11 protein-coding genes are annotated in these 14,676 nt (G+C 55.2%); all 11 read left to right on the top strand.

Annotated elements, in window-relative coordinates; translation table 11 throughout:
* Positions 1–28 precede the first annotated feature (28 nt).
* A complete protein-coding gene (locus EB241_RS03685) occupies positions 29–1,399 on the top strand; it encodes a sucrose-specific PTS transporter subunit IIBC (RefSeq protein WP_124232031.1) in 1,371 nt (456 codons plus the stop codon).
* Entirely contained in the window at positions 1,400–2,809 is a 1,410-nt protein-coding gene (locus tag EB241_RS03680; protein ID WP_124231859.1) for a sucrose-6-phosphate hydrolase, read from the top strand.
* A gap of 28 nt (positions 2,810–2,837) precedes the next feature.
* Positions 2,838–3,845 (top strand): substrate-binding domain-containing protein, encoded by a 1,008-nt coding sequence (locus EB241_RS03675; RefSeq protein ID WP_124231858.1) that lies wholly within the window; start codon positions 2,838–2,840, stop codon positions 3,843–3,845.
* A gap of 1,027 nt (positions 3,846–4,872) precedes the next feature.
* Complete coding sequence (locus tag EB241_RS03670) at positions 4,873–5,643, top strand: thioesterase II family protein (protein ID WP_124231857.1); 771 nt, start codon at positions 4,873–4,875, stop codon at positions 5,641–5,643.
* A 40-nt stretch (positions 5,644–5,683) separates the two neighbouring features.
* Positions 5,684–6,547, top strand: a complete 864-nt coding sequence (locus tag EB241_RS03665; protein WP_199737301.1) for an isocitrate lyase/PEP mutase family protein — start codon at positions 5,684–5,686, stop codon at positions 6,545–6,547.
* The gene (locus EB241_RS03660) at positions 6,547–7,473 is read left to right on the top strand and encodes a beta-ketoacyl-[acyl-carrier-protein] synthase family protein (protein ID WP_124231856.1); all 927 of its coding nucleotides are present in this window, start codon (positions 6,547–6,549) and stop codon (positions 7,471–7,473) included. The genes EB241_RS03665 and EB241_RS03660 overlap by 1 nt, the downstream gene beginning before the upstream one ends.
* A complete protein-coding gene (locus tag EB241_RS03655; protein WP_124231855.1) occupies positions 7,470–9,659 on the top strand; it encodes an iron-containing redox enzyme family protein in 2,190 nt (729 codons plus the stop codon). Before EB241_RS03660 ends, EB241_RS03655 begins: the two co-directional genes overlap by 4 nt.
* A gap of 78 nt (positions 9,660–9,737) precedes the next feature.
* Complete coding sequence (locus EB241_RS03650; RefSeq protein WP_124231854.1) at positions 9,738–10,928, top strand: acyl-CoA dehydrogenase family protein; 1,191 nt, start codon at positions 9,738–9,740, stop codon at positions 10,926–10,928.
* Entirely contained in the window at positions 10,925–12,064 is a 1,140-nt protein-coding gene (locus EB241_RS03645) for a cytochrome P450 (RefSeq protein WP_124231853.1), read from the top strand. Before EB241_RS03650 ends, EB241_RS03645 begins: the two co-directional genes overlap by 4 nt.
* A 19-nt stretch (positions 12,065–12,083) precedes the next feature.
* Positions 12,084–13,406, top strand: coding sequence for an ATP-grasp domain-containing protein (locus tag EB241_RS03640; RefSeq protein ID WP_124231852.1), 1,323 nt, complete (start codon positions 12,084–12,086; stop codon positions 13,404–13,406).
* Positions 13,399–14,661: an MFS transporter gene (locus tag EB241_RS03635; protein ID WP_124231851.1), complete on the top strand. Its 1,263-nt coding sequence runs from the start codon at positions 13,399–13,401 to the stop codon at positions 14,659–14,661. The genes EB241_RS03640 and EB241_RS03635 overlap by 8 nt, the downstream gene beginning before the upstream one ends.
* Positions 14,662–14,676: the final 15 nt, after the last annotated feature.

The following is a 14,676-nucleotide window of genomic DNA, read 5'->3' as shown; positions in this document are numbered from 1 at the left end:
AAAGTAAGACATTAAGACAGAGGTTATGATGGATTTTGCACAAATTTCCCGGGAAATACTGCCGTTACTCGGCGGGCGTGAAAATATCGCCAGCGCCGCGCACTGCGCCACACGTCTGCGCCTGGTACTGGCAGATGACAGTAAGGCTGATACTGACGCCATTGGTAAAATCGACGGGGTGAAAGGCTGTTTTCGTAATGCCGGACAGTTGCAGGTGATTTTTGGTACCGGGGTGGTTAACAAAGTGCACGCCGCCTTTATTAAAGAAGCAGGGATCGGCGAATCAAGCAAATCGGAAGCGGCCGATATTGCCGCGCGTAAGCTAAATCCGTTCCAGCGCATCGCCCGCATCCTGTCGAATATTTTTGTACCGATTATTCCGGCCATCGTTGCCTCTGGCCTGCTGATGGGCCTGTTGGGGATGGTGAAAACCTATGGCTGGGTTAACGCTGATAACGCGCTCTATATCATGCTGGATATGTGCAGCTCGGCGGCCTTTATTATCCTGCCGATCCTGATCGGTTTTACCGCCGCGCGTGAATTTGGCGGTAATCCCTATCTCGGCGCAACCCTGGGCGGTATCCTTACCCACCCGGCGCTGACCAATGCCTGGGGCGTGGCGGCTGGCTTCCATACCATGAACTTTTTTGGTATCGAAGTGGCAATGATCGGCTATCAGGGCACGGTGTTCCCGGTGTTGCTGGCGGTATGGTTTATGAGCCTGCTGGAGAAGCAGCTGCGTCGGGTGATCCCGGATGCGCTGGACCTGATCCTGACGCCATTTTTGACCGTGATCATCTCCGGTTTTGTCGCGTTACTGGTAATCGGCCCGGCGGGGCGTATGCTGGGTGACGGTATCTCCATGGTGCTCAGTACGCTGATTGCCCACGCGGGCTGGCTGGCAGGTCTGTTGTTTGGCGGGCTTTATTCGGTGATTGTCATTACCGGTGTGCATCACAGCTTTCACGCCATTGAAGCCGGACTGTTGGGTAATCCTTCCATTGGCGTTAACTTCCTGCTGCCGATTTGGGCGATGGCTAACGTTGCCCAGGGGGGGGCCTGCCTGGCCGTCTGGTTAAAAACGAAAAATGCGAAAATTAAGGCCATTGCGCTGCCTTCCGCACTCTCCTGTTTGCTCGGCATTACCGAAGCGGCGATTTTTGGTATCAATCTGCGCTTTATCAGACCTTTTATTGCCGGTCTGGTTGGTGGTGCCGTCGGCGGTGCCTGGGTGGTATCGACCCATGTCTACATGACAGCGGTTGGGCTGACCGGTCTGCCGGGGATGGCGATTGTGCAGGCCAGCTCGCTGCTTAATTATATCATTGGTATGGTTATCGCCTTTAGCATCGCTTTTGTTGTTTCTTACCTGCTTAAATACAAAACGGATCCTGAATAAATGTCTTCCTCAACACTTCTGAGCGCCTTTTTACAGGCGGTGATGAAGGGCCAGCCCGTGGCACTCAAAGACAGTCACTACCCTGGCTGGCACCTTGCTCCTGTCACCGGGCTGCTGAATGACCCGAATGGTTTTATCCATTTTGCCGGTCGCTACCATCTGTTTTACCAGTGGAATGCGCTGGGCTGCGAGCATAAGCACAAAAGCTGGGGCCACTGGAGTTCAGCGGATTTACTGCACTGGCAACACGAGCCAATCGCGCTGCTGCCTGAACAAAAATATGACCGCACCGGCTGCTACTCCGGCAGCGCGGTGGATAACAACGGTGTGCTGACGCTGGTGTATACCGGCAACGTCAAATTTAATGACGGCAGCCGCACCGCCTGGCAGTGTCTGGCGGTACAGAATCGCAAGGGTGGGTTTAAGAAGCTCGGTCCGGTGATCCCATTACCTGCTGGCTACACCGGACATGTGCGTGACCCTAAAGTGTGGAAGCACGATCAGCACTGGTTCATGGTGCTGGCGGCGCAGGACCACCAGCTAAAGGGCAAGGTGTTGTTGTTGCAATCAGACGATCTGCACAACTGGCATAATCTGGGGGAGATCGCAGGTAGCGGCCTTGGTGGCCTGGGCGATACGGGGTATATGTGGGAATGCCCTGATATGTTCTTGCTGGGTGACAGTACCTATCTTATCTGCTGCCCACAGGGGATCGCGCGGGAAGAGAAGCGTTTCCTTAACGTCCATTGCAGTGCCTATCTCAGTGGCCATCTTGATTACACCCAGAACCGCTATCAGCACGGCGAGTTTCACGAGCTGGATGCCGGTTTCGAATTTTACGCCCCACAGACCACCCTGTGTGATGATGGTCGTCGCCTGCTGGTGGGCTGGATGGGGATACCGGATGGTGAGGAGATGCGCCAGCCGACCATCGAACACGGATGGATACACCAGATGACCTGCCTGCGTGAACTCAGTTCACGTAATGGCCGACTCTATCAGCAGCCGGTGGTGGAGTTACAGGCGCTGCGTGAAGACGAGCAGACGTTCAACGGTATTGCCGACAGCGCTCCGGCGCTTGATGCACAACGTCTGGAGATGCTGTTGGAGGGTCGGGGCGGTGTCACGCTTAACATTGCTGATACGCTGGTGCTGGAGTGGCATCAGGATGAACTGCGTCTGGCCCGTCGCAGCCTGGAAACCAATGAGTGGCAGTATCGTTACTGGTGCGGTGCGGCCAGTAAGCTGCAGATCCTCTGCGATCACTCAAGCGTTGAAATCTTTATCAACGATGGCGAAGGAGTGATGAGCAGTCGCTACTTCCCGGTGCATCCGTCTCGTTTGACCCTGAGCGGCAAAGCAGAAGTCCAGGCGCGCTACTGGTCGTTGCGGCGCTGCATGGTAGAATAAGGCCTGTTTCATTAACCGATGTTGTACCGTGAAAAAAACAAAACGAGTTACCATCAGTGATATTGCCGCGCTGGCAGGGGTGTCTAAAGCCACGGCCAGCCTGGTACTGAACGGTCGTGGTAAAGAACTGCGGGTGGCGAAAGAGACGCGTGAACGTGTGATGACGGTTGCCCGGCAAAATCATTATCAGCCGAGTATCCACGCCCGTTTACTGCGTGACGATCGCAGCCATACCCTTGGACTGGTGGTGCCGGAAATCACTAACTACGGTTTCGCTGTTTTTTCGCATGAGCTGGAAACGCTGTGCCGTGAAGCAGGATTACAACTGCTGATTTCCTGCACCGACGAGAACGCCGGTCAGGAAATGGTGGTGGTGAATAACCTGGTGGCTCGGCAGGTGGATGGGCTGATTGTCGCCTCCAGTATGCTGAGCGACAGCGACTACGTGAAACTCAGTGAGCAGCTGCCTGTGGTGCTGTTTGACCGCTATATGAATGACACACAGCTACCGCTGGTGGTCACTGACGCCATCCCTCCCACCGCTGATTTGGTTGAACGACTGGCACGTGCCCATCCTGATGAAATCTATTTTCTTGGTGGGCAACCGCGCCTGTCACCCACCCGTGATCGCCTGTCTGGTTTTATGCTGGGGCTTGAGCGGGCTGGCGTGACGCCAAATCCTGAGTGGATTATCCACGGTAACTATCATCCCAGCAGTGGTTATGAGATGTTTGCGGCGCTTTGTGCGCAACTGGGCCGTCCGCCGAAAGCCCTGTTTACCGCCGCCTGTGGTCTGCTGGAAGGGGTATTGCGCTATATGAGCCAGCATCGCCTGTTGAACAGCGAAATACACATCGCCAGCTTTGACGATCACTATCTGTATGATTCGCTGTCACTTAATATTGATACCGTCGAGCAAAATGTCCCCCGGCTTGCCCAGGAGTGTTTCTCCATTGCAACCCAGCTGATCCAGGGCCAGGAGCCGCTCGTTAATCAAATCATTCTGCCCGCCACGCTGCGCTATCGTGCAGAATAACCCGCAGGAGATATATCAGCCCCCGCCAGAACGGGTGAAGGTGATAATAACGGGGTTCGCCAGGTTAAAATAACGTTTTGGTGACGCGATAAGCGTGTCATCACGGATGTTTGTACTGTGTCTGCCGCAGGATTGGCCCTGCTTGTCGTCTGTATTGACAGGCGATACCACGGCATAAAAAATAGGTTAACTGTATGTTATGCCGCAGGGGTTAAATTCTTTTATTTTCTCTGATTTTTTGTAAAAAACAGCCTTAACTTTATTTCATTATCTGCTGAACAATATTTATGTTCTTTTCTGCGGTGAATTAAAATTAATATTATTTCCGGCATATAAATAGACTGATTGTGCTTATTACTGATGGCAACCGCGCGTAATAGTGCTCCACGCTTTGCCAACCCTTACAGTGCAATGGGGGGCTCTGGAAGTAAGAAATCCGGTCACCACGCGCACTTGCGGGTCTTCACTTCTCACTGAACAGATATTATCTGAAATGGGCCACTGTAGCGGTATCTGACGCAGCCATCCAGCTAGCCTGAGCTGGCTTCCTTGCATTTCGGACACGGACAATGCGTTGTGGTTTCTCAATGATCTCAGGGTCAGGACTGGCTATGCGTTACGGGCTAACGCAGGGTTTCTTGTCACGTGCAGGTCAGATCTGCGGACCGGTGGGTGGTTTCCTGACGCTTTTGCAAGTGGTTCCTGTGCCGATGGTGGTCGATAATGGCAAGAAAAACTAATAGTGTACCAATTAGTACAATTCAGGTGGCCTAACCTGTTGTCAGGGTAAGGTGATTTTTATTAAAAAAATCACCGTCTCAATAACATATTGATATTGAAGTATTATTTTTTTTATTTATTTAATGTTTGATTCTTTTTTGCGCTTTTTGGCAATCTTTTTGCCGATACGGCATAGGATAAAAATACAATTGATGTTGACGCTTAAATAGTGTGGTGATAATTTGATTAACAATTATTGAGGGTTTTGAAACAAAATATTCACATCTACTAATGAAAGAGATGATTGATGAAAGGGAACGTTTGGTTTAAAAAAAGCCCGAAAGGCAATCCCTCGTACCCTCACGTTTTCTGTTTTTCTCACGCGGGTGGTAATGCAGAAGCGTATTTGCAGTGGCAGGAATCTCTCCTCTCGGAGGTTTGTCTTATCGCCATCTGTTTGCCGGGCACTGGTCACCGTTTCGCAGAACCTTATCCCGCCTCTGTGGAAGCCCTGTCGGCGGACATTGCGCAACAAATTGATGCTGTTTATCACGGCGACTTTTATCTTTTCGGCCACAGTATGGGGGCCGTGCTGGCTTACGAAGTGGCCCGTAAGGTAAAAAAATCCGCCCGTGGATTGATTGTTTCTGGCAGTGCGGCACCTGCCAGCATTCCCTCCGCCAGAGTGGTGAAAATGAATGGGATGACTGATGAAGCGTTTGCCAAAGAGATGGTTTTCTTTAATGGTCTGGACCCGCAGCTGGCAGCCAGTAACGAATTTATCAGCCTTTTTCTGGCAAGGCTCAGGAAAGATTTTGAGCTGATTGGCCGCTATAAGCATCACGCTGGCAATATGCTCTCCATTCCCGTCTTTAGTATACTGGGTGACCAGGACCCTCATGTCTCGTCAGAGGCAACCGGGCAGTGGCGTTCAGTGACGTCGGAAGCTTACAGCTGTTTTACCGTTCCCGGCGATCATTTTTATTTTAATCAGTATCCGCAGTCCGTGGTCGATATTATTAAGCACGTCCTCAGCACACAGAGTTATAACTGCGGGCAGCAGACACTGATTATTTAATTCTTTATTAAACGCCTTATAAAAAAATTGGAATATAACCATGACTGTCAATAATGAGACGAGTCAGTTAATTGCGGCGCAAAAAATAAAAGGTGAGAAGTTTAAACGCCTCCATATTGACGGCGCGCCTTTCGTTATGCCCAATCCGTGGGATCGCGGTACGGCAATATTAATGGAAAAAGCAGGATTCAGGGCGCTCGGTACTACCAGCGCCGGGCTGGCCTTTTCGCTGGGCAAGCTTGACCGCACTGCGGCGGTAACCCTGTCTGAAACCCTGGAAAATGCCAGCCAGATAGCCAGCATCAGCGCATTACCGCTCTCTGTCGATCTGGAGGATGGATTTGCCGCGGATGCCGACGGCATTATCAGCAATATCCGGGCGGCGGCGGCGACCGGGGCGGTGGGATGCTCCATCGAAGATTACGCCGGTGACGGTGCACGCCCAATCAGAGACTTTGCATCCTCCGTCATGCGCGTTGAAGCCGCAGTGGCAGCGGCCAGGGGGCTGCCATTTCCCTTTACCCTCACCGCCCGTGCTGAAAACTTCCTCTACGGCGTGCACGATCTTCAGGACACTATCGCCCGGTTAAAAGCCTATGAGAAAGCCGGTGCGGATGTGGTGTATGCCCCGGCTCTGCCTGACGCTGAGGCAATCAAAGCGGTCTGCCGTGCGGTGGATGTGCCGGTCAACGTGCTGCTTGGGGCAGGAAACCGGCTGACGGTTGCCGAGCTGTTTGCTCTTGGCGTCTCGCGCGTCAGCCTGGGATCTGCCTTATCCCGCGCCGCGCTGGGCGGCTTTTTCTCCGCGCTGCAGGAGCTTCAGCACGACGGAAGCTGTCACTTTCTTGACCAGGCCGTGGGTTATTTTGACGTGGCGAAACTGCTTACTGAAGGAAAACTGTGATGGTCAGTTCTCCGGGCCGACAGGCAAAAATGGTTGCCCCACATTACGTGCTGGGTGAGCAAACCGTGCCGTATGACCAGATCCCCGGCTGGCAGCAGCGAGCCGCTGCGTTTTCCATGCCTGAACTGCCTGGAGTGTGGGGGTGGGGAGCGGTGCGTGAAACCACCACTTCTTTTGTGCAGCTGGCGGTGGAAAGCGCGGCTAAAACGCTGGCAGCGTCGCCGGACAGAACGGCAGATACGGTGATTTTTTGTAGCAGCTCGCTGCCCGCCGATGCCGATGAACAGACCCGGTTACTGTGCACCTTTGCTGACGCCCTGCAACTTAATCAGGCCGAAATTATTGGCGTAACCCTGGGGCGCTGTACCAATTTACTGAAAGGATTGCGGTTGGCGCAGGCGCGTATTGCCAGCGGTCAGTCGGCAGAGATTTTGCTGATAGCCAGCGATTACATGGCTGACCCGCAAAAACGGTTGGAAAATTTTGCCCTGTTTTCTGACGGTGCGGCAAGCTGCCTGATAACCCACAGCAACGACCCCCGGCCCGGCTTCGATATTCTTGCCAGTGCCGAAAAGCAGGATCTTACCACCCTCACAGAAGGATTGTCGGCAGCGCTGGCGAAAGCGGTTAATCAGCAACTGTTCAGCGCCACGCAAATGGATATCACCGATATCAGCCGCTTATTTCACACCAACGTCTATCTGCCGTTGTGCAATTTAAAAGAACGTCAGGCGGGGTACCGCGCTGAACAGTTATTTACCGACAATATTGCGCGAATTGGCCACTGTTTCTCTGCCGATCCGCTGATTAATCTGATTGATGCGGATGCTGCCGCGCAATTACCTGCACGGGGAATATTCCAGCTGGCGGCCAGTATTCCTGGCGCACGCGCCTCAGTTCTGTTGCAAAAAAGGAAAGAAAAGTGAAGACGGCGATAGCAGACAGCACTACGGCACTTCCTTATTTACCGTTTCATTTTTCTCCCCAGACCAAACCCGTGCTGGATTCCTGGCTGAGTAAAGGTTCGGCGAAGACGCTGTATAAGATTTTTGCCGGCGATATTGAGAGTGAAGGGCAACAGCTTTTGGCCCTCCAGTTAACACAAACCCTGTCAGCCTGTGCCAACGTGGCCTTGCCGGCACCGACTGCCGCAGAACTGCCTGCCTTTATTGCCACGGCAAACGCCACCCTGAATCAGCGTGCCGGGCAACTTTTGCAGGCACAGGAGGAGGATCGTAAGCAACTTCTGCGTCAGCGCGCCCTGTTATCACTGATTGCGGGCTGCTGGCTGGATTATGTCTCGCAGCCTGCGACTGAGCCGGCCGAAGTGGTTTGCCTGCTCAGTGGGCAAAACTTCGCCCTGAAAGGGCAAGGCGAAATGGCCGACAGCCAGCAACGGCAGCGCTACCGGCAGTTTGCCGCGCTGGGTATCGCCATCCCTGAAGTTTATACCGCTGGCATCATTGAAAGCCTGGGCAGTGTTGAACTTACCGCCTGGCAGGCGAATTTCTGGCTGGCGTTGTCCCGCCTGTCAGCCAGTCATCTGCCGGAGGTGGTGGGCTTTCATTATGCTTACTACAGCCTGGGATTTGATGATGTGTTGCTTGGCCTGCCTGCCCCCATTGCAAAAGCCCAGCTGGATACGCTGATGGCAACCTTTTTGCAGCACTGCCAGCAGGGTGCGCAGGGGGCGGCCAGCGAAAAACGGATGCTGGATGCCGTGGCCCGCGCCGTGGAGCTGGAGCTGGCGCACAGTGAGATGCTACTGACGCTAAAAAGCCAGCTGGAACAGCGCACAGAGGATGACCGGATGGCGGAAATTGTGCGTCGCCATCTGCCGCTGGCAGGCAAGCAACATCAGCGTATTCGTCTGGAAAAGCGCAGCCTGGCAGAGTGGCCTGAGGACGCGAACGTTGATATGGCCTCATTTTTACGCGCCCTGCGTGCCTCGCCATATCTGCGTCAGCCGCACTCAGGGACTGGCGAATGCAGTTTCCAGAAGGCGGTGCGTTTTGGTGGCTCGATGTTTGGCATTTTCAGTGCGCATGAAGCAGCAACCATGGCTCGCTGGATTGCCGCTTCGTCGGGTGGAGCAGCGATCCGGCTGACCTGTCATGCCGAAGCCGGCAGTGAGCAGGCGGCAAACTGGCTGCAACGCTGCCGGAACACCTCGCCGGAGGCGCACATAATCTGGCAGAGTGCGTCGCTGCCGGACAACCGGGAACTGTTTTATCAGCTGGTGAATATTGAGCACTATGCCAGCCATCTGGCGCTGCTGAAACAGCGGGTTGAGCAGACCCTGCAACAGGCGGAAGTGCTGTTTATCACTGGCAACGGCGGGCGCTATACCGATGCCAGCTATTTCGACTACACCCCTGAGGCGCTGCTGTCCAGGATGGAAAACATCTACTGGGAGAAGCTGGTCCAGCCTTATGAGCGCCTGACCGGGATCCCCGATCGCGACAGCGTGCTGTTCGGCCAGAAGCTGATGGCCCTGGGCAGCATGATCGACGGCGCGTGGGCGCACCGTTTTGGCGGCACCCTGCGTAACTACCGACGATCGGACGGCAAAATGTTAGCGATTTACGCAGATGAAATGGGGCTGGGTGACTATGAAAAAAACCATATCACGCTGATATTGCGCGTACTGAAGAGTATGGGGATCAACCTGCCACCTATCCGTGAAAAGGCGTTCTGCCAGCAGGATGAGCTACCCGATATTTACGATTTTTCGCTGCACCAGCTGGCAATGTCACAGTTTCCTGACACCTTTTATGAAGAACTGCTGGGCTACAACCTTGGGATTGAAATGCTGGGGCTGGGTGAAATGCGCATGCATGAGATCCAAAAGCTGCGTCATTATGGTTTCGACACTATTTATGAAGAGGCCCATCTCACCATTGATAATTTTTCCGCAGGCCATTCACGGCAGGCCGTTGACCTGATTATTGATTATCTGGATGACTGCAAGCCAGGCCTGAGCGTGGAGGCGTTACAGCAGCGCTGGCGTCGCATATGGCGCGGCTACGCCTCTTTTGCCCTCTACCTTGAAAACGATCTGCACACCGGAAATGCACCTGAGAAGACGGATTACAGTGAACTGCTGATCTGACTTTCACACCACAATCACATTGACAGCCAGTCCCGCAGGCGAAGCCTGCCGGGATTGGCATGGAGACAGGGCGGCGCGATGAGAAACCTATTCAGTCATGATAAAGCGATGTTAACACTGCCTTTTTATCAGCCTGAACATATCGAACAGGTCACTGCACTGGATAACTGGTGCCAACAGCAACACCTTCAACCACACGATGAAGCGGACAGTGCCGCACGGGGGAAACACCTGCTGCGTTTGCTGGGACATGCGGGCTGGCTGGCGCACCTCTCCGGGCCGAAACAAAGCCAGGCAGCCGATGCCCGCACCGCCTGTCTGTTTCGTCAGACGCTGGCCTACCATCACGATTTGCTGGATTTTGCCTGGTCGATTCAGACCCTGAGCGGCAGCGTGATCCGTCGCTATGGTAACGAGGTGCAGCACCAGCATTATCTTGCCCGGCTGGCCAGCGGGGAGTTCGCGGCGGCTTTCGCGCTGTCAGAGCCGGAGGCGGGATCGGACGTCGCCGCGGTGGCGCTGAGCGCGACACGTGACGGCGATCATTATGTGCTGAACGGCGATAAAGCGTGGATTGCCCAGGGTGACATTGCCGATTGCCTGATAGTGATTGCCCGCACCGGTGAAGGGCCAGGCCCGCTGGGACTGAGTGCCTTTATTGTCGATGCCGCGCTGACGGGCATCAGTCACCGTCCGCTGGAGGCTATCGCGCCGCGCGCCTGGGCGCATCTGCACTTTGACCAGGTGCGTGTGCCGGCGGAAAACCTGTTGGGTAAGCCGGGGCAGGGATTCATTATCGCACTGGATATTCTTGACCGCTTTCGCATGACGGTAGCCAGTGCGGCCATCGGTTTTGCCCGTCGGGCGGCGGATATTGCATTGCGTCATGCCGCACGCAGAAAAATCTATCAGGGGCGGCTGATAGATTTACAGCTGGTCAAAGCCACGCTGGCAAAAATGGAGATTACCCTGTCGGCGGCCACGCTGATGACGGCGCACGCTGCCTGGCAGATGGATTGTGGGCAGGCGGGCTTTGGCAAAAGTTCGGCGATGGCGAAATACTTCGCCACCGAGCAGGCCAGCCGCATCGTTGATGATGCACTGCAAATGCTTGGTGCGGCTGGCGTGGTCGCCGACAGCCAGATAGCGCGTCTTTATCGCCAAATCCGCCCATTACGTATTTATGAAGGGGCGTCGGATGCGTTACTGATGAACATCGCGTCGGCACTGGATACCCACCGCGTACAGCACCGGGAGGATCTGCAATGAGCGATATTATACTGGATCCGCTCAGTGCTATCCGGCATGAAAACCCCTATGGCTGGTACGACGCGTTAACCCGTGAGCAGCCGTTCTGTTTCGATCCGCAGCTCAAACTGTGGATCGCTGCCGATGCGGCGTCCGTTACCGCGATTCTGGAGGCGGTGCAGCTTCAGGTTCGTCCGGTTTCAGAACCGGTTCCGGTGGGCCTGACAGGCACCCCGGCGGGTGAGGTCTTTGGCAACCTGGTGCGTATGCGTGAAGGCGAATACCAGCAGCGGCTGAAAAGCATCATCGTCCAGGCGATGGCCACAGCGGATCTGCGGCAGGTGCGACAACAGGCTTTCGATACCACGCTTTGCCGTTTACAGCGGCATGACGATATTAACGCGCTGCTCTTTACGCTTCCGGCGACGGTAGTGGCATCGCTGTGCGGCTTTACCAACGATGAGCTGCCGGAAATGACCGCGCTTATCGCGGAGTTTGTGCTGTGCATTCCTGCTTCCGCTACGGCGGAACAACAGGTGCGAGCAAGCCGCGCGGCGGAACAACTGTTAACGCGCTATGCCGACCAGCTTGAGCGGGTAAAAGCGGGAACGCTTCTGGCCGCCCTGCTCCATGCGGCGGTCGCCGACGACTGGCCGCATCAGGCCGGATTAATTGCCAACGGTATCGGCCTGCTGTCACAAACCTATGATGCTACCGCCGGGCTGATCGGTAACGCATTGCTGGCAGCACAACGCTTTCCGCAGGCGTTTTGCGAGGCTCCGCTGAGCGCCTTTGTGGAGGAAGTGGCGCGTTTTGATGCGCCCATTCAGAACACCCGCCGCTTCGCCGCCGCGCCCTTCCGCTGGCGCGGTGACGAGATTGCGGCTGGCGACGCGGTATTGCTGCTGCTGGCCGCCGCTAACCGAGATCCACAGGCTAACCCGCAGGCAGACGAATTTATTCCGGGCCGTGCTGACAGCCGTTGTTTCACCTTCAGCCACGGACGCCACCGCTGTCCTGGCCAGGGACTGGCGGTGGCGATTGCCAGTGGTTTTATCGACGCGCTAGGGCAGCATAACCCGACAGCCATCGACGCTTTGCGCTGTACCGGCTACCGGCCATCCGGCAATGCCCGTATACCCGAACTGACCCTTTAACGGCTTACAAGGTTTATTGATGAACGTTGAAAAAGTTTTGCCTCGTGCTTTTGTACTGACAGGTGCATTTTGGGTCATCTGCCGCAACTCACTCTACCTGCGCGAGCTGGCGAACCGGGACATTACCATTCTGGTTATCACCCCGGAATCTTATCGCCAGGGGGCAGAGGCCGCCCGTGACGATCGCCAGAGCGTCACCGCGCTGATAGCAGAGATCGCTTATGTACAGGGGGCGCTGGACAGGGAAGCCTCGTTTAATCCCAGCGTCATTGCCGCGTTGCAACAGTGGCAACAGCAGTACCGTATCGTCGGTGCGTTCGCGGTGGGGGAAACGCTGGTAGAGCCTACCGGGATTGTTGCCGATGCGTTGGGTCTGTGCAGTCCCGGCCTGCGGGCAACCCGCGTCTGCCGCAGTAAATATTTACAGCGTTTCTACCTGAGTCAGTTCAGCCCGCTTTCGCGGGTGATCGCGCCGGAAAAACGGCAGGAAATTGACTGGAGTACGCTGTCCTGGCCTTTGATCCTCAAACCGGCAACGCGCCACTCTTCATCCGGGGTGATTTCTGTTGATAACGAACAGCAGGCATCTGCAGCGCTGGTGGACTATCCGGCTTATGAAACCCTGCTGTTGGAACAACGGGTGGTAGGGCAGGAGTACTCAGTGGAATCCCTGGTGCAACATGGCGAGATTATTTTCTCTTCCGTGACGCACAAAATGACCACCGATCGGCACAGCAATACCTTTGTGGAGCTGGCGCATACGGTGCCCGGTTCGGGATCGGAAAATGCACTGTTGCTGGATGCGGCACAGCAGGTGCTGCGTGATCTTGATTTTTCTGATGGTATTGCCCATTCCGAATGGCGTCTTTGCAGCGATGGCAAACCTTACCTGATGGAGATTGCCGCCCGTACGCCGGGAGATGGCATCCTGCCCCTTTACCGTCTGGCATGCGGAGAGCCGCTGGAGTCCGCCATTATTAAAATTATGCTGGGTGAGAAAGCCAGCTATCCGGCCGCGCGCCGCGTGGCACGCCAGGTGTATCTGGAGCACTGTCCGGGCGTGCTGAAGGATGTACAGGTGTGCTGGCCTGGCGTTCAGGTCAGCTGGATTGAAGACAGCCAGACCTGGCCGGAAATTCTGCCAGGTCTGCCGCAGGATGCACCCGCGTTACGTGCGGTGTTTGTCCATAAAAAACGCGGCGAGCGGCTGACCGCACTGCATTCTTCCGACGACCGGGCGGTGACCTTCTTTATTGATGCCACCTGCGAGGAGGATCTGGATCGGCTGGAAGCGGAAGTGAGAACCACCATCACCGTAGACATTGAGGCATATCATGACTAAGCATTCCGCGACACCCGGTGTATGGGAAACCTTTGCACAAAGCCCACTGTCATCGAAAGTTGTGCTGTTTGGCGTGATGATTAACCGTCTGTCCGGCTTTTTGCAGATTTTTATCGTGCTGTTTCTTGTTTCACTGGGTTACTCCCATCAACAAACCATCGTCGCACTGTTTATTTATGGTGCGGGTGCGGTGACCGGCGCCCTGGTTGGCGGCAGCCTCAGCGAACGGCTGGGAACGCGTAGTGCCAGTATGATTAGCATGGGAGCGACGGCGGTGCTGACGGCGGCACTGCTCTTTCTGCATCATTTTACGGCTATTTTGCTGGTGGTGGCGTTGGCCAGCCTTTGCGCCCAGCTGTTCCGTCCGGCCTCCTCGGCGCTTCTTTCACAGCAGACGCCGGTGGAGCGTCAGACCATGATTTTTGCCATCTACCGACTTGGGCTGAATCTGGGCGCGACCGGTGCACCGCTGATTGGCTTCGCGCTGTATCACTGGGGCGGCGAAAGCTTTACCTGGCTGTTCTGGGGTGAGGCGATCATTGCCGGGTTGTATGCGCTGTTAGCGATGCTGACCCTGCCGGGCAAAACCCGTACGCCCACTGAAACATCACCGTCGGATACGCAGAGCGGTCGCGGCTACCTGGCGGTGCTGGCTGACCGTCGCTTCGTGCTCTTTTTGCTGGCTACGCTGTGCCATTCGGCGGTGTATGTTCAATACATCACCACTTTGCCAATGTATGTGGAAGACCAGAAAATCGGCCTGTTCTGGTACACGCTGGCGGTATCGCTGAACGGGATTATTGTTATCTGCTTTGAATTACTGCTCACCAAAATCACCCAGAACCATGACAGACGCAAAATGCTGGCGCTGGGTTTTGCCCTGATTGGCAGCGGCGTGGCGTTTTATGCCGTGCCGATAGGCCCGGCGGCGCTGATTGTGGGAACGCTGATCTGGTCGGTGGGGGAGATCATCTCCGGCCCGGCATTCTTTGCCTTCCCGGCCAACGCCGGACCGCGCCATCTCAAGGCGCACTACCTCGGCAGTTTTCACTTTATGTTCAGCATGGGCATTGCGGTGGGGCCGGTGGTCGGGGGCTGGCTCTATCTGCAACTGGGCACCGCCGTCTGGCCGGTTGTTTCTCTCGGATCATTCTTCGCCGCAGTGGTATGCGGATATTACGCTACGGAGACCGTCAAAACCAAAAGTGAACACAGCATCCCTGAAAATATCAATGCAAGCAAAGTTACTGAATAATTATCTTTGACGCTG

The sequence above is a fragment of the Erwinia psidii genome (genome assembly GCF_003846135.1).
In the GTDB taxonomy this organism is placed as follows: Bacteria; Pseudomonadota; Gammaproteobacteria; order Enterobacterales; family Enterobacteriaceae; genus Erwinia; species Erwinia psidii.
Note: the sequence above shows the minus strand (reverse complement) of the source record. Positions and strands in the feature narration are given on the sequence as shown.

Coding starts and splice junctions, on each gene's coding strand:
- EB241_RS03685 (WP_124232031.1), top strand. CDS start 29: ATGGATTTTGCACAAATTTCCCGGGAAATACTGCCGTTACTCGGCGGG.
- EB241_RS03680 (WP_124231859.1), top strand. CDS start 1,400: ATGTCTTCCTCAACACTTCTGAGCGCCTTTTTACAGGCGGTGATGAAG.
- EB241_RS03670 (WP_124231857.1), top strand. CDS start 4,873: ATGAAAGGGAACGTTTGGTTTAAAAAAAGCCCGAAAGGCAATCCCTCG.
- EB241_RS03665 (WP_199737301.1), top strand. CDS start 5,684: ATGACTGTCAATAATGAGACGAGTCAGTTAATTGCGGCGCAAAAAATA.
- EB241_RS03660 (WP_124231856.1), top strand. CDS start 6,547: ATGGTCAGTTCTCCGGGCCGACAGGCAAAAATGGTTGCCCCACATTAC.
- EB241_RS03650 (WP_124231854.1), top strand. CDS start 9,738: ATGAGAAACCTATTCAGTCATGATAAAGCGATGTTAACACTGCCTTTT.
- EB241_RS03645 (WP_124231853.1), top strand. CDS start 10,925: ATGAGCGATATTATACTGGATCCGCTCAGTGCTATCCGGCATGAAAAC.
- EB241_RS03640 (WP_124231852.1), top strand. CDS start 12,084: ATGAACGTTGAAAAAGTTTTGCCTCGTGCTTTTGTACTGACAGGTGCA.
- EB241_RS03635 (WP_124231851.1), top strand. CDS start 13,399: ATGACTAAGCATTCCGCGACACCCGGTGTATGGGAAACCTTTGCACAA.